This window comes from Ruegeria sp. CG8 (assembly GCF_056537165.1).
Genome location: NZ_JBQFRA010000002.1, coordinates 746,517 through 768,053, shown reverse-complemented (window position 1 = coordinate 768,053; position 21,537 = coordinate 746,517). Strand labels below are relative to the sequence as shown.

At 60.3% G+C, this 21,537-nt stretch carries 20 protein-coding genes; 9 read left to right on the top strand and 11 right to left on the bottom strand.

From position 1 onward, the window contains the following. Positions 1–24 precede the first annotated feature (24 nt). The 9 genes from pal (at position 25) to ACR0EF_RS09785 (ending at position 9,381) form a co-directional block, all read left to right on the top strand. Positions 25–528, top strand: coding sequence for a peptidoglycan-associated lipoprotein Pal (gene pal, locus ACR0EF_RS09825; RefSeq protein WP_093962774.1), 504 nt, complete (start codon positions 25–27; stop codon positions 526–528). 4 nt (positions 529–532) lie between these two features. Continuing rightward, positions 533–1,363, top strand: a complete 831-nt coding sequence (gene ybgF, locus ACR0EF_RS09820) for a tol-pal system protein YbgF (RefSeq protein WP_170370888.1) — start codon at positions 533–535, stop codon at positions 1,361–1,363. After that, positions 1,360–2,613 carry a tRNA lysidine(34) synthetase TilS gene (gene tilS / locus ACR0EF_RS09815; protein ID WP_170337887.1) on the top strand — a complete coding sequence of 418 codons (1,254 nt, stop codon included), beginning with the start codon at positions 1,360–1,362 and terminating at the stop codon, positions 2,611–2,613. The genes ybgF and tilS overlap by 4 nt, the downstream gene beginning before the upstream one ends. 76 nt (positions 2,614–2,689) lie before the next feature. Continuing rightward, positions 2,690–4,606: an ATP-dependent zinc metalloprotease FtsH gene (gene ftsH / locus ACR0EF_RS09810; RefSeq protein ID WP_093962771.1), complete on the top strand. Its 1,917-nt coding sequence runs from the start codon at positions 2,690–2,692 to the stop codon at positions 4,604–4,606. A gap of 107 nt (positions 4,607–4,713) precedes the next feature. After that, the gene (locus ACR0EF_RS09805; protein WP_170370887.1) at positions 4,714–5,310 is read left to right on the top strand and encodes an MOSC domain-containing protein; all 597 of its coding nucleotides are present in this window, start codon (positions 4,714–4,716) and stop codon (positions 5,308–5,310) included. A gap of 144 nt (positions 5,311–5,454) precedes the next feature. Next, positions 5,455–7,131, top strand: a complete 1,677-nt coding sequence (locus tag ACR0EF_RS09800) for a formate--tetrahydrofolate ligase (protein ID WP_170370886.1) — start codon at positions 5,455–5,457, stop codon at positions 7,129–7,131. Positions 7,132–7,188: 57 nt separating this feature from the next. Beyond that, complete coding sequence (locus ACR0EF_RS09795) at positions 7,189–7,494, top strand: chorismate mutase (RefSeq protein ID WP_170372034.1); 306 nt, start codon at positions 7,189–7,191, stop codon at positions 7,492–7,494. Between the two features lie 53 nt (positions 7,495–7,547). Further along, a complete protein-coding gene (folD, locus tag ACR0EF_RS09790; protein WP_170372036.1) occupies positions 7,548–8,438 on the top strand; it encodes a bifunctional methylenetetrahydrofolate dehydrogenase/methenyltetrahydrofolate cyclohydrolase FolD in 891 nt (296 codons plus the stop codon). A 133-nt stretch (positions 8,439–8,571) separates the two neighbouring features. Further along, complete coding sequence (locus tag ACR0EF_RS09785; RefSeq protein WP_367646405.1) at positions 8,572–9,381, top strand: LytTR family DNA-binding domain-containing protein; 810 nt, start codon at positions 8,572–8,574, stop codon at positions 9,379–9,381. A gap of 12 nt (positions 9,382–9,393) precedes the next feature. Here the strand turns inward: ACR0EF_RS09785 and pdeM are convergent, their stop codons facing one another. The 11 genes from pdeM to ACR0EF_RS09730 all read right to left on the bottom strand — a co-directional run bounded on the left by pdeM (position 9,394) and on the right by ACR0EF_RS09730 (position 21,521). Then, positions 9,394–10,056 (bottom strand): ligase-associated DNA damage response endonuclease PdeM, encoded by a 663-nt coding sequence (pdeM, locus tag ACR0EF_RS09780; protein ID WP_170366660.1) that lies wholly within the window; start codon positions 10,054–10,056, stop codon positions 9,394–9,396. Positions 10,057–10,100: 44 nt separating this feature from the next. Beyond that, the gene (locus ACR0EF_RS09775) at positions 10,101–12,512 is read right to left on the bottom strand and encodes a ligase-associated DNA damage response DEXH box helicase (RefSeq protein WP_170372038.1); all 2,412 of its coding nucleotides are present in this window, start codon (positions 12,510–12,512) and stop codon (positions 10,101–10,103) included. Between the two features lie 52 nt (positions 12,513–12,564). Further along, positions 12,565–13,872 carry a P-loop NTPase family protein gene (locus tag ACR0EF_RS09770; protein ID WP_093962764.1) on the bottom strand — a complete coding sequence of 436 codons (1,308 nt, stop codon included), beginning with the start codon at positions 13,870–13,872 and terminating at the stop codon, positions 12,565–12,567. 117 nt (positions 13,873–13,989) lie between these two features. Then, positions 13,990–14,535 (bottom strand): prepilin peptidase, encoded by a 546-nt coding sequence (locus ACR0EF_RS09765; RefSeq protein ID WP_170337904.1) that lies wholly within the window; start codon positions 14,533–14,535, stop codon positions 13,990–13,992. Between the two features lie 3 nt (positions 14,536–14,538). Further along, positions 14,539–15,390, bottom strand: coding sequence for a tetratricopeptide repeat protein (locus ACR0EF_RS09760; RefSeq protein ID WP_170337527.1), 852 nt, complete (start codon positions 15,388–15,390; stop codon positions 14,539–14,541). Positions 15,391–15,419: 29 nt separating this feature from the next. Next, a complete protein-coding gene (locus ACR0EF_RS09755; protein ID WP_170372040.1) occupies positions 15,420–15,956 on the bottom strand; it encodes a tetratricopeptide repeat protein in 537 nt (178 codons plus the stop codon). 49 nt (positions 15,957–16,005) lie between these two features. Further along, positions 16,006–16,989, bottom strand: a complete 984-nt coding sequence (locus ACR0EF_RS09750) for a type II secretion system F family protein (RefSeq protein WP_170337908.1) — start codon at positions 16,987–16,989, stop codon at positions 16,006–16,008. 10 nt (positions 16,990–16,999) lie between these two features. Beyond that, entirely contained in the window at positions 17,000–17,968 is a 969-nt protein-coding gene (locus ACR0EF_RS09745) for a type II secretion system F family protein (protein WP_093962759.1), read from the bottom strand. Positions 17,969–17,979: 11 nt separating this feature from the next. Continuing rightward, the gene (locus ACR0EF_RS09740) at positions 17,980–19,431 is read right to left on the bottom strand and encodes a TadA family conjugal transfer-associated ATPase (RefSeq protein WP_093962758.1); all 1,452 of its coding nucleotides are present in this window, start codon (positions 19,429–19,431) and stop codon (positions 17,980–17,982) included. A 27-nt stretch (positions 19,432–19,458) separates the two neighbouring features. Beyond that, positions 19,459–20,694, bottom strand: a complete 1,236-nt coding sequence (locus tag ACR0EF_RS09735; protein WP_170372042.1) for a CpaE/TadZ family protein — start codon at positions 20,692–20,694, stop codon at positions 19,459–19,461. A gap of 197 nt (positions 20,695–20,891) precedes the next feature. After that, positions 20,892–21,521, bottom strand: a complete 630-nt coding sequence (locus ACR0EF_RS09730) for an OmpA family protein (RefSeq protein ID WP_093962756.1) — start codon at positions 21,519–21,521, stop codon at positions 20,892–20,894. Positions 21,522–21,537: the final 16 nt, after the last annotated feature.

Genomic DNA, 21,537 nt, shown 5'->3' with positions numbered 1-21,537 from the left:
CAAACGGGACAAGAGGCAACAGAAATGAACGTATTGAGCAAGTTTGCGGCTCTGGGCGCGCTGGCGCTGGTGGCCGCATGTACCAACAACGATCCCTCGGCTTTGGGCGGTGGCGCCGGCGGCAACGGCGCAATCGTCCCGGGTTCTCCCAGCGACCCGCGTTCGCCCGCCTATTTCCAGCAGGCGATCGGTGACCGGGTCCTGTTTGCCGTGGATCAGTCCACGCTCTCGCCCGAGGCGCAGACGATCCTTCAGGGGCAGGCCCAGTGGCTGTTGGCCAATACCGACTACGTCGCCACGATCGAAGGTCACGCGGATGAACAGGGCACGCGGGAATACAACCTTGCGCTGGGCGCCCGCCGGGCAAATGCCGCGCGGGAATACCTGATTTCTCGCGGTGTGGCCGGAAACCGTCTGCAGACGATCAGCTATGGCAAGGAGCGCCCGATCGAAATCTGTAGCACCGAGGAATGCTATTCCAAGAACCGCCGCGCGGTCACCGTGCTGACCGGTTCCACAACGGGGTAACAGGATGAGAATTGCGGGATTGGTTCTGGCGGCGGCTTTGACCCTTGCCAGTGGCGCGCAAGCGCAGGATCAGCAGACTCTGGCCGATATTCGCCAGGAACTGACGGTGCTGCATGTCGAGATCCAACGGCTCAAGCGCGAGTTTTCCACGACAGGCTCGCCCGCGCCGAACCTGTCCGGCAGTTCGATATTGGAACGCGTTGACGCCATCGAGGCCGAGTTGCAGAGGCTGACCCGGCAGACCGAGCAACTGAACCAGCGTGTTCAGAATGTCGTGACGGACGGAACCAACCGGATCGGAGATCTGGAGTTCCGTCTCTGCGAGCTGGAACCCGGTTGCGAGTTCACGGGCGAAGACACACCGACATTGGGTGGAGATAGCGACACAGCGGCCATCACCGCTCCGGTGACGGCGCCCGGCGATGCCGCCGACGGCGATCAGGTCGAATTGGCCGTAGGTGAACAAGCCGATTTTGATGCCGCGTCGCAAGCCCTTGCGGACGGCGATTTCCAGACGGCGGCCGATCTTTTTGCGCAATTTGACAGCGCGTATCCCGGCAGCCCGCTGGCCCCCGAAGCCAACCTGAGGCGAGGGCAGGCCCTGGAAGGGCTGGGTGATACCCGCGAAGCGGCCCGGGCTTTCCTTGCCAGCTTTACTGGCGATTCCGAAGGGCCGGTGGCCCCCGAGTCCTTGTACGAACTTGGGGCGGCATTGGGCCGGTTGGGCCAGGTAGACCAGGCTTGTATCACGCTTGGAGAAGTCGGCGTCCGGTTCCCGTCGTCCGCCTTTGTGGCCACGGCAACCGAGGAAATGGCGTCGCTGAACTGTTCTTGAGCTCACCAGCCGACACCCTTCCGGAGCGCGTCAGGGCGCTGTCGCCCGAAACGCTTCCGTCGCGACTGGGCGTGGCCGTGTCCGGTGGAAGCGACTCGCTTGCATTGCTGCATCTTTTGGTCCGGATCGCCCGGGATGAAGGTGTTCGGCTGTTTGCGGCCACTGTCGACCACGGCCTGAGGTCGGATGCGGCCGCCGAGGCCGCCAGTGTTTCCGAGACATGCGCACATTTGGGCGTGTCCCATATCACTCTGAAATGGACAGGATGGGACCGGTCGGGAAACCTGCAGGATCAGGCACGGCAGGCGCGCTACGCCCTGCTGCGGGACTGGGCGGTGTCGCAGGACATTTCCGTGGTCGCTCTGGGCCACACCGCAGATGATCAGGCGGAAACCGTGTTGATGCGTCTTGGGCGCGCCGCTGGCGTGCGCGGATTGTCGGCCATGTCTTTTGCGCGCGATCTGGACGGGGTCACGCTATGGCGACCTTTGCTGGGCGAAACGCGCACCGCTTTGCGGGACTACTTGCGGGCTGAGGGGGTGCGATGGATCGAAGACCCTTCGAATCAGGACCTGCGCTTTGACCGGATCAAAGCCCGCGAGGCGTTGGGCCATCTGTCCGGCTTGGGGATTACGGCTGAAACTTTGTCCCGCGTTGCCGCGAACCTCGGGCGTGCGAACCGGGCGCTTGAGCATTTTGCGCAGGAATCCGCCCGCCGTGTTGCGAAGGAGATAGCTTGTGCGGTGCGTGTGGATCGCGCCGGTTTTGCCGCGCTACCTGAAGAAATACAGCGTCGGCTTGTAGTCGGTATCCTCCAGCGGATCTCGGGTCCGGGGTACCCGCCGCGGCAAAGCAAAGTCGAGCAAGTCGTACAGGCCGTCATTGCGGGACGTTCGTCGACGCTGAGCGGTTGTCAAATCCTGACGGACGGGAATAGTTCGTGGTTTTGCAGAGAGCTGACCGCCGTTTCGGCATGCGTGGCCCGACCGGCCGAACTCTGGGACGGGCGTTGGATCGCTACAGGACCGGACACGCCCGGAGCACAGATCCGTGCGCTTGGCGAGACCGGGTTGCCACAAGTACCCGACTGGCGCGCGACAGGGGTGCCGCGCATGGTGCTGATGGTCACGCCCGCCGTTTGGCTGGGCGACCAAATCGTGTCCGCGCCATTTGCCGGTTTTTTGAACGGATGGTCGTTTGAAATGAACCCGAAATTCCCCGAGTTTTCGGCTTCTTTTTTATCGCATTGAACCTGCTTCAATCATCTCTATTTTAAGAGGCAACCCGGCAGCGCCTCATCTGCCGATGTCTTTTGGGAGAATTTTCTTGGGCAACGCTCGCAATATAGCCTTCTGGGTCGTTCTCTTCCTGTTGATCCTTGCACTGTTCAATCTGTTCAGCGGACCGGGAGGAACCCTCCAGAGCAATGAAAAAACCTATTCGGATTTCGTAAGCGCCGTCGAAGCAGGCGACGTAAAAGGCGTGACGCTGGATGGTGAGCAGATCCGTTACACAACCAGTTCCGGCGGGAATTTCGTCACGATCAAGCCCGGTGATGCCGAAGTCACCAAGCTGCTGATCGAGAAAGACATCCCCGTGCGGGCGGAAAAGCAACAGCAATCGGGTTTCCAGTCTTTCCTGATCACGCTGCTGCCGTTCCTATTGTTGATCGGTGTCTGGGTCTATTTCATGAACCGGATGCAGGGCGGTGGCAAAGGCGGTGCCATGGGCTTTGGCAAGTCCAAGGCCAAGATGCTGACCGAAAAGCACGGCCGTGTAACCTTTGACGACGTGGCGGGCATCGACGAGGCCAAAGAAGAGCTGGAAGAGATCGTCGAATTCCTGCGCAACCCGCAGAAATTCTCGCGCCTTGGCGGCAAGATCCCGAAAGGTGCGCTGCTGGTTGGCCCTCCGGGTACTGGTAAGACGCTGCTGGCCCGAGCGATTGCGGGTGAGGCCGGCGTGCCGTTCTTCACCATCTCGGGTTCGGACTTCGTGGAAATGTTCGTCGGTGTGGGTGCGTCCCGCGTGCGCGACATGTTCGAACAGGCCAAGAAGAACGCGCCCTGCATCGTCTTCATCGACGAGATCGACGCCGTTGGCCGCCACCGTGGCGCCGGATATGGCGGGGGCAATGACGAGCGCGAACAGACCCTGAATCAGCTGCTGGTCGAGATGGACGGGTTCGAGGCCAACGAGGGCGTCATCATCCTGGCTGCAACCAACCGCAAGGACGTGCTGGACCCGGCGCTTCTGCGCCCTGGCCGCTTTGACCGTCAGGTGACCGTCGGCAACCCGGACATCAAAGGGCGCGAAAAGATTCTTGGGGTTCACGCCCGCAAGACGCCTTTGGGTCCGGATGTCGATCTGCGCATCATCGCACGCGGTACGCCCGGGTTCTCGGGTGCTGATCTTGCCAACTTGGTGAATGAAGCCGCGCTGATGGCCGCGCGGGTCGGTCGGCGTTTCGTGACCATGGAGGATTTCGAGAACGCCAAGGACAAGGTGATGATGGGGGCCGAGCGCCGCTCGATGGTGCTGACCCAGGACCAGAAGGAAAAGACCGCCTATCACGAGGCCGGCCATGCCGTGGTCGGCATGACCCTGCCGTTGTGCGATCCGGTCTACAAGGCCACGATCATCCCGCGCGGCGGCGCGCTGGGCATGGTGGTCAGCCTGCCCGAGATGGACCAGCTGAACTATCACCGGGACGAATGTGAGCAGAAGCTGGCCATGACCATGGCGGGCAAGGCGGCTGAGGTCATCAAATACGGTGAAGATCACGTCTCGAACGGCCCGGCCGGTGACATCATGCAGGCCAGCCAGTTGGCGCGGGCCATGGTGATGCGTTGGGGCATGTCCGACAAGGTCGGCAACATCGACTATGCCGAAGCGCATGAGGGCTATCAGGGCAACACGGCTGGGTTCTCGGTTTCGGCCCATACCAAGGAACTGATCGAGGAAGAGGTCAAACGGCTGATCCAGCAGGGATATGACCGCGCCCATCAGATCCTGACCGAACACAAGGAAGAATGGGAGCGTCTGGCTCAGGGCCTGCTTGAATACGAAACTCTGACGGGTGACGAAATCAAGCGCGTCATGAATGGCGAACCGCCGAATGAGAGTGACGACGAAAGCGACAAGTCCGATCACGGCAATGCCGCGAGCGTGACGGCGATTCCCAAGACCAAGGTCAAGAAGACCCCGCCCGAGGGCGGGATGGAGCCTGAACCTTCGGCATGATGCAAGAGACCCGGCTCCGGAGCCGGGTCTTTTCTTTTCGGCCTTTCCATCAGGGCCGCGAGCGTTAGGCTGCAGCGAACTTTGATCCGCTGTCGAAAGGAAATGGCATGCCTGTCCTGCGTGAAACCGAATTCAAGGCCCGGGTCGTCTGGTTGGGCCACGTTCCCGCCGGGCAATCCCTGCGGGCTCAGCCGGTGCCGCAGCTCGACCTTGGGTTCTCGGGCGACATTGGCGCGCGTCATGAAGGGCTCAATCGACCATCCTGCGTGCGGGTCAAGAACCTGTACCCGGAAGGCACCGAAATCCGTAACGTGCGACAGTTGACGATCCTGGCTGCCGAGGAAATGGCGGCCATTGCTTCTGACATGGGCGTTGACCGGCTGGATCCGGCCCTTTTGGGTGCAAGTATCGTTGTCGAGGGCATTCCGGATTTCACGCATGTTCCGCCCTCGTCTCGGTTGCAGGCGGATACGGGATTGACCATGACCGTCGATATGGAGAACCGCCCTTGTGTTCTGCCCGGACGTGAAATCGAAGCAGAGTCACCGGGGCACGGCGCCCGGTTCAAACCGGCCGCACAGGGCCGGCGCGGGGTGACCGCTTGGGTCGAACGGCCGGGGCTTCTGAGGCTCGGAGACAGTCTGACCCTTTACGTCCCCGATCAGCGCGCATGGGATCCAAAACAGACGGTGGTTTCCGATTAGATACGTCCGAACAAGGCCTACGCCGTTTCGCGGCCTGAAAATGTCGGAATCCACATCCATTCAAACCGTACACAACGGTATGGATTTGACAGCACCGACGCGCGGCGTCGGTTTTGCACGGAATTCAATCAGGGATCTTGCCCAATGAGCTACAAATCCGACATTGAAATCGCTCGCGAGGCGAACAAGAAGCCAATCCAGGAGATTGGTGCAAAAATCGGCATCTCGAGCGACGACCTGCTGCCCTATGGCCATGACAAGGCCAAGGTAAGCCAGAATTTCATCAACTCGGTCCAGGGTCGCGAAGATGGCAAGCTGATCCTTGTGACTGCAATCAACCCGACGCCTGCGGGCGAGGGCAAGACCACCACAACCGTCGGTTTGGGTGATGGCCTGAACCGGATCGGCAAGAATGCGATGATCTGTATCCGCGAGGCTTCGCTTGGTCCGAACTTCGGCATGAAGGGTGGTGCCGCGGGCGGTGGCTATGCGCAGATCGTGCCGATGGAAGAGATGAACCTGCACTTCACCGGTGACTTCCACGCCATCACGTCGGCCCACTCGCTGCTGTCGGCGATGATCGACAACCACATTTATTGGGGCAACGAACTGGAAATCGATACCCGCCGCGTCGTTTGGCGCCGGGTCGTCGACATGAACGACCGCGCCCTGCGCCAGATCACGGCCTCTTTGGGGGGCGTGTCGAACGGGTTCCCGCGTGAAGCAGGTTTCGACATCACCGTTGCGTCCGAGGTCATGGCGATCCTGTGCTTGGCCAACGACCTGAAGGATCTTGAAAAGCGCTTGGGCGACATCATCGTGGCCTACCGCCGTGACAAGACCCCGGTTTATTGCCGCGACATCAAGGCCGAAGGCGCGATGACCGTTCTTCTGAAAGACGCGATGCAGCCCAACCTGGTGCAGACGCTGGAAAACAACCCGGCCTTCGTGCATGGCGGCCCGTTTGCCAACATCGCGCATGGCTGCAACTCGGTCATCGCGACCAAGACCGCGCTGAAGGTAGCCGACTATGTCGTGACCGAGGCCGGTTTTGGGGCCGATCTGGGCGCCGAGAAGTTCATGAACATCAAGTGCCGCAAGGCCGGCATTGCGCCGTCGGCCGTGGTTCTGGTTGCAACGGTTCGCGCGATGAAGATGAATGGCGGCGTGGCCAAGGCCGATCTGGGCGCGGAAAACGTGGATGCGGTAAAATCGGGCTGTGCCAACCTGGGCCGTCACATTGAAAACGTGAAATCGTTCGGCGTGCCGGTCGTCGTGGCGATCAACCACTTCGTCACCGATACCGATGCCGAGGTTCAGGCGGTCAAGGATTATTGCGCCGAGCATGGGGTTGAGGCGGTTCTTTCGCGGCATTGGGAACTGGGCTCGGAAGGATCTGCAGACCTGGCAAAAAAAGTCGTTGAACTGGCTGATGCCGGTACCGCGAATTTTGCGCCGATCTACCCTGACGAAATGTCCCTGTTCGAAAAGATCGAGACCATCGCCAAACGCATCTACCGCGCCGACGAGGTTCTGGCTGATGCCAAGATCCGCAACCAGCTGAAGGAATGGGAAGCCGCCGGATACGGCAATCTGCCGGTCTGCATGGCCAAGACACAGTATTCCTTCTCGACCGATCCGTCGCTGCGCGGCGCGCCCACTGGCCACTCGGTTCCGGTGCGCGAGGTGCGCCTGTCGGCGGGTGCCGGCTTTATCGTGGTGGTCTGCGGTGAGATCATGACAATGCCCGGTCTGCCCCGCAAACCGGCGGCTGAGACAATCCGCCTCAACGACGAAGGGCAGATCGAGGGCTTGTTCTAAGCCGCTGAATAAGACATCTCGTGGTCCGGGGAATCCCCGGGCCATGAGGAGATTGCGATGCCCACTCTGACACTGCCGCAGGACTGTCATTCCATGCAGGAATTGCGGGTTCAGATCGACAAGCTGGACCGCCAACTGATCGAACTGTTGGCGGCGCGCGCAACCTACATCGATCGCGCGTCCGAATTGAAACCGGGCGAGGGCCTGCCGGCCCGAATTCCAGAGCGTGTCGAGGACGTGGTGCAAAAGGTGCGTTCAAACTCGGTTGAGGTGGGCATGGACCCCGATCTGACCGAAAGGCTTTGGCGCATCTTGATTGATTGGTCGATTGCGCGCGAGGAGAGCGTGCTCGGCCCTGACTGAATGACCGGGCGCCCTTTGCGCCCGATCCGCTTTTTGAAAGAAGGGATCAAAGGATGGTAGCTCAAGTCATCGACGGCAAGGCCTTTGCGGCCAAGGTCCGCGCGCAAGTCGCCGACCAGGTTGCAAAACTCAAGGAAGAAAACGGCATCACCCCCGGTCTGGCAGTAGTCTTGGTCGGCGAAGATCCGGCCAGCCAGGTCTATGTCCGATCGAAGGGCAAGATGACTGTCGAAGTGGGCATGAACTCATACGAGCACAAGCTGGATGCCGACACGTCCGAGGCAGATCTGCTGGCCTTGATCGAGAAGCTGAACAACGATCCCGCGGTGCATGGCATTCTGGTCCAGCTTCCGCTGCCCAAACATCTGAATGAGGATTTGGTGATCAACTCGATCGACCCGGCCAAGGATGTCGACGGGTTCCACATCTCGAATGTGGGTCTATTGGGCACCGGTCAGAAATCCATGGTCCCCTGCACGCCGTTGGGCTGCCTAATGATGCTGCGCGGTCATCATGGCTCGTTGTCCGGCATGGATGCGGTAGTGATTGGCCGGTCGAACATCGTGGGCAAGCCGATGGCGCAATTGCTGCTGGGCGACAGCTGCACCGTGACCATCGCGCACAGCCGTACCAAGGACTTGCCCGATGTCGTGCGTCGCGCCGATATCGTTGTGGCCGCCGTGGGCCGCCCCGAGATGGTGCCTGGCGACTGGCTCAAGGAGGGCGCTACCGTCATCGACGTTGGCATCAATCGGATCGAGCGCGATGGAAAAACCAAGTTGGTCGGCGACGTGGATTATGCCAGCGCGGCCGAGCGCGCAGGCGCCATCACACCGGTTCCCGGTGGCGTTGGTCCGATGACCATCGCCTGCCTGTTGGCCAACACTCTGACGGCCTGTTGCCGGTCGAACGGCCTGCCCGAGCCCGAAGGCCTGACGGCCTGACTACTGGCGGTCTTGGGGCGGAGCGTCCGCCCCGGGGCCAACGTGGGGATGAAACGACCCCTGCCAGCACGCCGCAAACGTGTTTGATTGTCTGACATTTCGTGATAAGCTTGAGTTTCCAGCCAGTTACGAAGTGAATAAGTGGGCGTCTGAGGGACAAGGGCTGGGTCCCGAAAGGCTGCTCATTGATTTTGATATGTTGTCAAAACTGAGCCCATTCATTGCAGAATGCACGCCTCAGAGGGTGGTCGCCGGTATTCTGTTCATCCCGTTGCTCGCCTATACTTTTCCACCGTTCCGAGAAATGGATCTGCCCTTCTCCGTACGCCTGGCGTTCTGGGCAGGAGTGATGATCCTAGCGGTTGTGGCAACGTGGGGATCTCGGCAGTTGGTAAAGGATCGTTTGGACCATGTCGGACTGACGGTCCGGGACGTGGCGTTTGCCTTAGTGATCCTTGTATTGTTCACGCCCGCGTTGTGGATCCTGACGTGGATCCTGTGCGCTGCCAGTGGCCACGATGCCCCCGGTTTGCTGGCAGTCGGCACCTACGGTGCGCTGTTTAGCACAGGACTGGTACTGGTCAGCAAAGGCGAAGCCCCGCCTGAAAACGACGAGGTCATCGAAGCACCCCAACCCCGTCTGGTGAGTCGTCTGCCGGATGGGTTTCGTGGTGATATCTTGCGGCTAGCGGTCCGGGATCACTACGTTGATGTGGTTACCACCAGCGGAACCTATACGATCCGGTCGCGCTTTACTGACGCGATTGCTGAGATGGAGCCGATTTCGGGCCATTGTACCCACAGATCCCATTGGGTTACGGACGCGGCCATTCTGGAAATCCAGAAAAACAACGGCAAAACCTACCTGCGCCTTCGGAACGATGATCTGGTTCCCGTCAGCCGCAAGTACAAACCCAAACTGGAAGAAGACGGTGTGATCTGAACCAGCTGTCGCCTAACGCGGCATCGCCGTCAGCTGTGGCTGTGGGCCCGTCAGAATGGCGCGGGCGTCCGGCTGCATCAGCCGAGACAACGCGGTATCCGAGCTGCGCAGCCCTCCGGTATATGTTCCATAAGCCGGCATGATCAGCCGGCACCCGTCAAACAAGAAGGCCGGGCGCGAAATCATGCGACCCCGCGCATTGAGCCGGACCTTGGGGTGAAAATGCCCTGAAACTTCGCCCTGCGCGTCGGGTTCCGCTATATGGCGGAAGACCAGCACGTCCTGGCTCCACTCGGCCAGATGGGTGCCGCTCAGCGCGACGGGACCCGGATCATGGTTGCCCTCTATCCAGATCCACAGCCGCCCGGCCTGCAGCGCAGAAATCTCGAGCCGATCTGCGTCGCTCAGCGTTTCCGAGGCTTCGAGATCATCGAAACTGTCCCCCAAGCAAACCACCGTCTTGGCGCCGGTCGTGTCCAGATCGGCGGCCAGCCGGGACAGTGTCTCTCGGTTGTCATAAGGGGGAAGGGCCGGTCCGCCCCGCCGAACGATCCGAGATGACTTGCCCAAGTGCAGGTCCGAAACACACAGAAGATCGTGCGCCGGCCACCAAAGTGCGCCCGATCCCATGGCGTGCAGCCGGGCACCCGCAAACGAAAATTCAAGGCTGTTCATGGTCCGTTCTTTGCCTGTCAGGGCGTGATTTGCAAGTCGTTTCTTCAGGCGGGTTCCAGGCCGGCCTCGCGCAACAAACGGGCGCTTTCTTCGGCCAGCAGCCGCTCTTCGGCCGCGCCCTTGACCGGAACCTTTCCCACCTCGAGCAGCAACGGCGCCGCCAGCGGTGACACCCGGTCCAGCCGGATCAGGTCGATCCGGTCGCCGATGCGCGCGATCATGGCCTCGATCCGTCCGAAATCGACCAGCCCGCGCATGGCTTCTTCGCGGGTGATCTGCATCAGCAGATGGTCGGGGTCGTATTTCAGCAGCGTGTCGTACAGGATGTCCGACGAAAAGGTCGCCTGCCGCCCGCTTTTGCGTTGGCCACCCGTATTGCGCTCGATCAGCCCGGCGATGGTGGCCGAAGCGCGGAAGGTCCGTTTCATCACCGCGTTGCCCGCCAGCCAGTTGTCCAACCCGTCGCGCAAGGCCTCGATCTGGAACAGGGGGCTGGGATCGGTGACCGCGTCCAGTCCCCAGATCAGCGTGGCATAGTCGGTCGCGACAAAGCCCAGCGGGGCCAGCCCGGTTTCCTCCATCCGTTTGGTCAGCAGCAGACCCAGCGTCTGTTGTGCGTTGCGTCCGGCAAAGCCGTAGACGCACAGGTTTTCGCGGCCGTCATTGGGAAAGCTCTCGATCAACAGCCGGTCACGCCCGGGCAGCCGCGACATCCGGCGCTGCAGTTCCAGCCATTCACCCGTATGTTCGGGCAGTTGCGGCCAGCCGGGCTGTGCGAACATCCGCAGGATGCGGTCGCTCAGCTGGGTCGAAGTGGCGAACTTGGTGCCCGAGAAGGTGGCGATCTTGGGCTTTTTGTCCGCACGGCGCGTGACCTCGACAACCGTTTCGCGCAGCCCTTCATAGCGCACGATCTGACCGCCGATCAGGAAGGTGTCGCCGGGGGTCAGCGATGCGGCAAAGGCCTCTTCGACCTCGCCCAGGGGTTTGCCGCCCCGGTTGCGTTTCAGCCGGACCTTCAGGGTATCGCTGTCCTGGATCGTGCCCAGATTCATGCGGATGCGTTGCGTCGCGCGCGGGTCACGCAGCTGCCACAACCCGTCGGGGCGCTGTTGCAGGCGCTGCCAGCGGTCATAGGCCCGCAGCGCATAGCCACCAGTTGCGCAGAACTCCAGACAGGCATCGAAGGCCGCGCGGGACAGATCGGCATAGGGACCGGCCGAGGTGACCTCGGCATAAAGGGCATCGGCATCGAACGGTCCGGCGCAGGCCGCGATCAGGATGTGTTGGCACAAAACGTCACGCGGGCCGGGGCCGCGCGGCTCGCCGTCCAGATCGTGCGCGCGCGCGGCCTCCAGCGCGGCGACGCATTCGACCACCTCGAACCTGTTGGCAGGCACCAGCAGGGCCTTGGACGGCGCGTTGTAGCGGTGGTTGGCCCGCCCGATCCGCTGGACCAGGCGCTTGACGTTTTTGGGGGCGCCGATCTGGATCACAAGGTCCACGTCGCCCCAATCGATTCCCAGATCAAGGCTGCCGGTGCAGACGATGGCGCGCAGGTCGCCACGGACCATTGCCGCCTCGACCCGTTCGCGCTGTTGCCGGTCGAGGCTGCCATGGTGGATGCCGATGGGCAGGCCTTCGTCATTGGCCAGCCACAGGTTGTGAAAGAAGATCTCGGCCTGAGCGCGGGTGTTGTGGAAAATCAGCGTCGTTTTGTGCCGCCGGACCTGCTCCAGCACCGCCGGAATGGCATAGGCCGCGCCGCCCCCGGCCCAGGCCGGCATTTCGGCCGTTTGCAGCATGGCGATATCGGGGTCGGGGCCGGGGTCGGCCAGAACGATGTCGCAAGGGTCGGGGTGGCGGGCCAGAAAGCGCGCGATTGCGTCCGGGTCCTCGACCGTCGCCGACAGGCCCACGCGCCGCAGATCGGGGCACAGGGTCTGCAGGCGCGCAAGGGCCAGCATCAACTGGTCGCCCCGCTTGCTTTCGGCCAGCGCGTGTATCTCGTCCACGATCACGCGTTGGACGCCGTGAAACATGCGTGGTGCATCTTCGTAGGACGTCAGCAGCGCCAGGCTTTCCGGAGTCGTCAGCAGGATATGCGGCGGGTCCACGCGCTGGCGTTTCTTCTGTGTGGGGGTGGTGTCGCCGGTGCGATCCTCGATCCGGATCGGCAAGCCCATCTCGTCGGCCGGGCCGCGCAGGTTGCGCTTGATGTCGGCGGCCAGCGCTTTGAGCGGCGAGACATAGATCGTGTGCAGCCCCGCGTGCCGCCCCTCGGCCAGTTCGATCAGCGAGGGCAGGAACCCGGCCATCGTCTTGCCGCCGCCCGTGGGCGCGATCAACAGCGTCGCCGGGGCCCGCGCCCGGTCGATCATGGCCTGTTGATGCGGGTGGATGGACCAACCTCTGGCGGTAAACCAGGTGTCAATCCGGGCGGGAATCTGCGTCATATGCGCAGACTAGCCCGCCCGGTGACAAAGCGGAATGCGGTTTGGGCCCGTCTTACTTAACGATTTCCTCGTCCTTGACGAACATGTTCGCCCAGGCGCGGTCGATCAATTCCGGGCTCATTTGATAGGGGATGCCCTCGAATTCGCAGATCGAGATCATCTGATCGATCAGGAAGATCGGCTGATAGTTCGCATAGACATTGTTGATGGTCGGGTATTTGACCTTCAGCAGATGTACCAGCGCGGCCTCGTCCAACGGAATGCCGCGCTTGCGGGCCACCATGGCGAAGATCTTCAGGAAGTTTTCCTGGTTCGGGCCGTCAATCTTGATCTTGAAGAAGATCCGGCGAAGCGCGGCCTGGTCGAAGATCTCGTTCGGGTGGAAGTTGGTCGAGAAGATGACCAGTGTGTCGAAGGGAACTTCGAACTTTTCACCCGACTGAAGACCCAGAATGTCCTTGCCCTCTTCCAGCGGAACAATCCACCGGTTGATCAGGGCCTGCGGCGGCTCGGCCTGGCGGCCAAGGTCGTCCACGATGAAGATGCCGCCGGTCGATTTCAGCTGAAGCGGCGCCTGATAAGTGCGCGCCGTGGGGTTGTAGACAAGGTCCAGCATGCTCAGCGACAGTTCACCACCCGTGACCACAGTGGGGCGTTCACACTGGACGTACCGCGTGTCGAACCGCTTGCGGCGGCGCAGGCTGTTCGGGTCGTCAGCCTCTTGCTCGATCGCTGTGTGCACGATCGGGTCGTACACGGTGATCACCTGACCGGCATATTCGATGGCATACGGAACAAAGACGTTGTCACCCAACGCATCCCGAATTCCGTTTGAAATCGAAGACTTACCGTTGCCCGGCGGGCCGTACATCAGGATCGAGCGACCGGCGCTGACCGCAGGACCCAGGTGGTCAAGCAGGCTGTCCGGCAGGACAAGATGCCCCATGGCGCCGGTCAGCTGATCGCGTGTGACTTGGATGTTCCGGATCGACTGTCGTTTGACCTGCTCGCGGTAGACTTCCAGCGGAACGGGCATGGCGCCGAAGTATTCGGACTGGCTCAGCGCGTCCAACGCCCGTGCCTTGCCGGCGTCGGTCAGCTGATAGCCCATTTCGTTGCCGCTGTTGGCGTTCAATGTCCCAGTCGCCTCAAGCAGCTTCTGTTCGCGGGCGATGTCGACCAATTCCTGCGTCACCGAACTCGGCAGGCAGATCGAGGCGGCGATCTCGCTCACCGTGTCCACATTCTTGCGGAAAACGGTCTTCAGAAGGATGTCCCGCATCATAACCAGCGGAAGCTGCATTTCCCCCAGACCCTTCGGGGCAGGAGGAGCCATAACGGATGAGGTCTGCATGTTCATGAGCGCGGCTCGTCTATCCAGTTGTCAATCCTTGTGTCCCGAAAGGGACCACTTGCGGAAAATCTGGCGCAGCTTTGTGGCAGGACCAAGGCGCGGGCAAGGCGCAGACATGATGGTTTACGAGCCGTTAATTGCGCCCAAAATCAAATAGATGCCAAGACTCGCACCCAAGGCCAGCCCCATGGGGAATTTCTTGCCCTGATCCCAGCTTTCCCAGTTCGGAGCGATCTGGCGCAGGCGGGAGTATTTGGCCAGCCGATGGGTGGCAAACGCGGCCAGCGTCGTGACCATCAGAATCACCATCACCAGCAAGAAATCACCAACCCACACGAACGGAGCCGCAGCTGCGCAGAACTTGGCGTCGCCCGCACCCATGGCGCCTGCGGCATTGAGAAGAATGCCAAAAAACAGCACGACCACCAGATGGAACAGTTGCCAGGCATAGACCGGCAGAGAAAACTGCAACGGCCCGATGCTGGCCCCAACCCATTCGCCCGACCAAGGTGGCAGCACAATCAGCCCGACCACCACAAAAACCAGCGCCAGAGCTGTGACCGCATGGTTCTTGATCTTCATTTCCCGCATGTCGGTGAACGCGACATAGAAACAGATGGGCAGCACAAATGGTAGAAACCACTGGGCTGCCACTGCAGGAATTTCCATGCCTTATGCTTCCTCGAGCGCGCGGAGCGACCGAACCGCTTCGTCGAAATGCTGCGGATGGGTGGCGATGGCTTCCCGGAACAGGTTCTTGGCAGTGTTGATGTCACCGCGCTTCACGGCCGAGATGCCCATCGTGTTCAAGAGTTCCGCGCGTTCGGTCTGGGACATCGGGATCACCGGCATGGAATAATTACCCTGCGCCGAGCGGGCAAGAACCAGGTTGTTCTTCGCCGTGAACAATGAACTGTCCTGTCGGATGGCTTCGGTGAACAGGCGCTCGGCCTCGGAATATTGGCCGCGGGTCAACTTGGAATACCCCCAGTTGTTCATCACGCCAGCCGGCCGTGTTGTCAGCCCGATTGCGGTTTCATAGAACTGGTCCGCACGCTTCCAATCCTTGCTGGCGTCTGCCACCAAGGCTTCAAGCCGATAGCGTTTGAACGTCTCGTAGGTCGGGGGGATCTGGTCCAGCGCTGCCTTTGCCGCCTTCCAATCACCACTGCGGACCAACGAGTCCGCATAATCGACGCGATCCGCGTTCGTTGCACCGGACATCGCGGTCACGCGCTTCCAGGCGGCCGATGCTTCGGTGCTGCGCTTGGCGCGGGTCAGCGAAATGGCAAGGCCGCGCTGCAAATCGATCCGATCTGGATTCTTGCCGGCGGCTCCACGGAAATAGGTCACTGCCTCGTTCGGGTCAGCCGCATTGAGCATCACGTCGTTGAGGTTCGTCTCGTCGATGACGTTCACTTCCTGGAACGTGCGTTCGACCTTTTCCTCTTCGGTTTCTTTTGCGCATGCAGACAGGATCAGCCCGCACACGACGACTGTCGGAATCAGGAGTTGTTGGCGCATTTTTGCGTCCCTTACTGCTCTTGCCTCTGTTACTGGTTCTTCCGCAGCAGGAAAGCTCCGTTCCCTTGCTGCTCCAGCGTATATTCTTGTTCTTGTGGTGTATTATTAACAGGATTTTCCATTTTTGCGAGCGCTAAGCGAAGATTGTCACGGATTGCGTCACTTTCGCCATTGTCCAGCGCATAAGCCCTTTGGAAGACCTGCGCGGCCTCGGCATACTCACCTTTTTCCATCAGCAGAACGCCGAGATTGTTCCACGCAACCGACCAATCCGGGTCTTCTTCGACCGCTTGTCGCAACAGGGGCTCGGCTTGTCCCAGCCGCCTGAGGCCGAGATTGGCGGTTCCGATCGAGGTCAGGATTTCCGGGGTCATCCCTTCCGTCAGGGCCGCGCGGGTGAACGATTCCATGGCCAGTTCGTATTCTCCGGCTGCCATCAATCGGTTCCCGACAGCAATTTCGTCAATCGGCCCACCTTTGGGGTCGACGCCGGGGGCGAAAGGCCCGTTCGAAACACTTGGGTCCGTACACGAAGCCACCACGGCAAGAACCGCGGTGGCTATCATCAGGCGGTGGAACCCGAAGCGGGCGCACCGGTTGCATGAGGGCATGGGCTTATTGGCCTCTGTTACCGAACTCCATGATGCCTTTTGCCGAGGGACCGACCAGAATGATCAGCAGCGGCGGCACCGTCAGCATCATTGTGGCAAGGGTCATTTTCGTTGGCAACTTGTTCGCGGCTTCTTCGGCGCGCATGACGCGTTTGTCGCGCATCTCGCCGGCATAAACCCGCAGGGCGTCGGCAATCGACGTACCGAATGTGGCGGATTGGATCATCACCGTCACGAAAGAGCTTACATCCTGGACACCGCAGCGCGTCCCGAAATCGCGCAGAACTTGATCCTTCTCTTTGCCGGCCTTCATTTCATAGGCGACGATCTCGAATTCCTGGGCAATATCGGGGTAGGAGGCTTTCATCTCGCCGGCCACACGCACGATCGCCTGGTCCAGAGACTGACCGGCTTCCACACAGACCAGCATCAGGTCAAGCGTGTCGGGAAAGCCCGCGGTAATGTTCTCTTTGCGCTCTTCGATCCGGCGCGTGATCCAGTATTTGGGGATGTAGTATCCAATGGCACCCGGTACCAGAACGCGGATCATCATTTGCTGACCGGTGAATTCCTGCCCGTTTGAAAACACGGTCACCAGGAGAACACCCAATACGATCCCGGTGATCCCCAACGCAAATTGCGCAAAGTGGAAGAACCGAACGGAGTCTTTCGAGCGGTAACCGGCCTGGCGCAGCTTGAGCTCCATGGCCGAGTATTCTTCTTCATCTTTCGGCTCGAGGAAGGTCGCGAACTTTTCAAGCTGTTCGTTCCGGCCCGAGTTGCGCAACTGATCCTTCTTGCCGCGTTTTTCCTTTTTGGGCGCAGCATTTGCACGCTGCAGTTTTTTCAAGGGATCTTCGGGCTGGTTCAAAAGGATCGGAATGGTCACCAGAACCATGAACAATCCCAGCACGCCGACGACGATCAGCGGGCCGAACTCGCCCAATTGATCCGTCAGCATGTCGTTGATTTGGGTCAGAAATTCCATGGTCGTGCCCTCAGACCTTGATGTTGGTGAGAATGCGCATGACGATCAGGTTCAGCGTCAGCATGATCCCCACGACAAAACAGGCGGGAATGAACCATTTGTGGTCCAGAACCGAGTCATAGTACCCGGGGTCCTTGACCAGAATGAAAACCAGGCAAAACAGTGGGAACCCCGAAAGGAACTTGCCCGACCACTGCGCCTCGGCCGTGATCGCCTTGACCCTGCGGAACAGACGGAACCGTGCGCGGATCACCTTGGCAAGCCCGTCAAGGATCTCGGCCAGGTTGCCGCCCGACTGCTGCTGGATGCCAACGGCGACCGCGAGAAAGCGCAAATCCTGCATGTCCAGACGTTCGGCCATGTCCTTCAACGCCTCGCCCACGTCACGGCCATAGGCGCATTCGTCGGCAATCACGCCGAATTCGGTCGCAAGCGGATCCTGCACCTCGTTCGCGACGATCTGGATCGTCGAAACGAACGGGTTGCCGACCCGAAGTGAGCGCACCATCAGTTCCACGGCATCGGGCAACTGCTCTTCAAGCATGCCCATGCGCTTCTTGGCCTTGTGATTGACCCAGGCATAGACAGCGCCGATACCGATTGCGATCGACAGAGCTGCCCGCAGGATTGTGTCGGTTCTGGTGCCGATGCTCAGGCCCATGAACGCGACCACGGACACCAGCGCCATGATCATGACCAGTTGCCGCGGGCTGAAGGCAATCGCTGCCTTCTGGGCCTTGTCGGCCAACAGCGAGTAGAGTGGAATGCTCTGCGACTTCATGTGCTGCTGCATTTCCTTGCGCAGCTGCTCCAGAACCTGTTCGCGTCCGACGCCTTTGTCGATCATGTCCAGACGACGATTGACGCGGCTGTTCAGGCTGATGGATTTGCCGAAAGCCACCAGATAGATACCTTCGACCAGCGCCAGAACCCCGACGAAGATCGCGACATAGATGAGCGCCTCGGTTGGCAGTTGCATGCCCTGATCTCCTACATTGTCGTCGGTTCGTAGATCGATGCGGGCAGGTCATACCCCCACAGACGGAACCGTTCGGAATAGTGGCTGCGAACGCCGGTGGCCGTGAAGTGACCAATGATCTTATTGTCGGGCGTCAGGCCAACTCGTTGGAATTTAAAGATTTCCTGCATCGAGATTACGTCACCTTCCATCCCGGTGATCTCGGTGATCGAGGTCATGCGGCGCGAACCATCCTGCAGGCGGCTGGCCTGGACGATCAGGTTCACAGCGCTTGCGATCTGGCTGCGCACGGCCTTGATCGGCATTTCGATCCCGGCCATCGCGATCATGTTTTCCAGTCGCGAGATACCGTCGCGGGCCGAGTTGGCGTGGATCGTGGTCATCGAGCCGTCATGGCCAGTGTTCATGGCCTGCAGCATGTCGATCACCTCGGCGCCGCGCGTTTCGCCCACGATGATGCGGTCAGGGCGCATCCGCAGAGCGTTCTTCAGACAGTCGCGCGGGCTGACTTCGCCTTTGCCTTCCACGTTGGGCGGGCGGCTTTCCATCCGGCCCACATGGGTCTGCTGCAGCTGCAGTTCCGCTGTGTCCTCGATGGTCAGAATGCGTTCTGCGTCATCGATGAAGCTGGACAGCGCGTTGAGCGTGGTCGTCTTACCCGAGCCCGTACCACCAGACACGATGATGTTCAGACGAGTGGAGACGGCGGCCTGAAGATACGCGGCCATTTCTTCGGTAAACGCCCCGAAATTGACCAGGTCGTCGATGCCAAGCTTGTCTTTCTTGAATTTCCGGATGGAAACCAGGGACCCGTCCACCGCGATCGGCGGAACCATGGCGTTGAAACGAGACCCGTCGCGCAGACGGGCGTCAACATAGGGGTTGGATTCATCGACCCGTCGACCAACGGCGGACACGATCTTGTCGATGATCCGCATCAGGTGCTTTTCATCTTTGAACGATACGTCGCTCAGTTCGAGCTTGCCGAAGCGTTCAACAAAGATCTGATGCGGGCCGTTGACCAGAATATCGCTGACCGAGTCGTCTTGAAGCAGTGTTTCAAGCGGACCCAGACCGGTGACTTCGTCGTACAATTCCTTGTTCAACTGGGTCCGGTCTTCGCGATTGAGAACGATGTTCTTGGCTTCCAGAACCTCGCTCGCGATCGCGCTGATTTCGGTGCGCAATTCGGCTTCGGCTGCATTTTCCAGTGCGGCCAAGTTCAGGTTTTCCAGAAGCTCCCGATGCAGCTCGATCTTGATTTCGCTCAGCCGTTCCTTGCGCTTGCGCTCGCGGTCGTTGCCCTTGGCTTCCGCCGCGGTTTTGGCCACCGGTTTGCGGGCAATCGCGGTGGACGGCGACGGTGCCGCTGCCGGAGCAGCTGGGGCTTCGGCGGCCTTGGGGGCTTGTGAAGGGGTCGCAACCGGCTGCGCACCTGATGGTTTCTTGTAACGTGAGAACACGGCGGTTTCTCCCCCTGATAGCCTTTGTTATGCCGCTTCGGCGCTGTTGCTGCCGAGGCTGTGCAAGGATTGAGCAAGCTTTGCGATTTCGCGGCGAAGAGGGTTCTTGCCGGCCGAGCTGGCCAAAGGCAGACCATGGTCGCCGCTTTGCATGACCGGCTTGCCGCCATCCGGCAGCTGCAGGTCAATCGAGATTCCCAGGCTTTCACCCATGCGCTTGACGCGGCTTTTGCCGCTCAGGTCCGTGAACTTGGGTGCGCGGTTCAACGCAAAGCGAAGCTTGTTGAACGGCAATTCCTCGGCCTGAAGGGCGCGTTTCAGACGCAACGCGTTCTGAGCGGACCGCATATCCAGTTCGATCAGAGCAAAATAGACATGCGCGGCCTGCAAAACGGTCTCGGACCAGTGCACCAGCGTTTTCGGCATGTCGACCACGACATAGTCGTAGTGCTTGCGGGCCATGTCGATCACCCGTTGGATGTCTTCGTGCGTGAGAATATCCAGAGGCACCATGTCGGTCGGGGCCGTCAGAACATCCAGCTTTTCGTCGAATGCCTGCAGAGCCTGCCCAAACACTTCGTCATCCATGGCCACGGTGTCCGACAGCATTTCGAACACGGTTTCACGGCGGGGCAGGTCCAGATAGGTCGAGATGGTTCCGTATTGCAGATCCAGGTCGATCAGGCAGACCTTGGGTGCATCCTTTTGCGATACGGTCGCCAATTCCCAGGCCAGATTCACGGCCAGAGTCGTTGCACCGACACCACCGGCCAAGCCCTGAACAACAAACAAAGCGCCTTCTTTCGAAGCTCCTGAGGCCAGCGGGACGGAAACCTGTTGCGGAGTCACGACAGGTTCGGGCGCATTCATGCGGTCGATCGCTTCCTGCAGTTCGTTCTCGGGAAGAGGGTAGGGGACGAATTCATCGGCACCCTTGCGCAGCAACTGATGAAGAGCGGCGGGGGTCACGTCCTCGGCAATCAGGACAACTTTGATCTTCTTTTCCTTGGCCTGGGTGATGATCTCACCCATCAAGGTCAGATTATCCTCGTCCTCACCGTCGATCGCCAAGGCCACGAATTGAAGCGACTCGGCTTCGGGCTGGCTGAAAAAGGCAAGGGCCTCGGCAAAGCCAAGGTCACCCCAGCGCTCGCCCAAAGCGGCTTCCATGTCCTCGATCAACAGGTCGAAGTTCTGGACATCTCGGCTGATGGTACAGGCCAGAATGCCGGTGTCGTCGTTTTGCGGCGTTGCGCTCGTCATTAACACAATCCTCGTCGTGAGAGCGCAGCAAACGTCGATACAATACCAGTCCGTGTTTCAGCTTGCTGTCGCCCTAAGCGGTCAATTCTGGCCGCAGGTCACCCAATTGTTCACAATGTTGCGTGGAAGTGGGGCAAGAATTGGGCGCAAAAAAACCAATTGTAGGGAATTGGGCGACGATGCCGCCCAATTTCTGATTATTGTTCGCTGGTGTCGCCGATGGCCGTTTCGCGGCGCAGCTGGCTTTTGAATGTCGCGCTTTCGATGTACTCGCGATAAACAAAGTCAGCATACTTGCCATCCAGGATGTTGGGATGGCGATCGACCAGACCCGACACCTCGGTGACAGTGCGGCGGTTGCGGCGATCCCGATTGGGCGTGGCCACCAGTGGCTGTGTTTTGCCATACGAAACAACGGCTTCCAGACGCGAGCGGGAAATACCCTGTTGCGCGAAGAAGTTGACGACCGCTTGCGCACGGCGCAGACCCAGACTGTTGTTGTAGGACTGGGATCCGACGGCGTCGGTGTGGCCGTACACTCGGAAACGCGCTTCGGGGAACTGTTTGATCCAGTTCGCCTGATACAGCAGAATCTGGCGTGCTGCCGAATCCAGCTGCGCACTGTCGAACGCAAAGTTGATCTGGGTCGGAACCTCGGCAGCGAATCGCTGCGCCAGGATCTGGCCATAGGTTAACTCGCCGTTCATGACCTGGATATTGTTCAGCGTTGCGTTGCCGAATGCGCCCTGGTCCACTTCATAGCCGGCCTCACGGGTACAGCTGGCGACAGCGACTGTAAGACCCAGTGTGATGATCCACTTCTGCATTGGTCTGTCCTCCCTA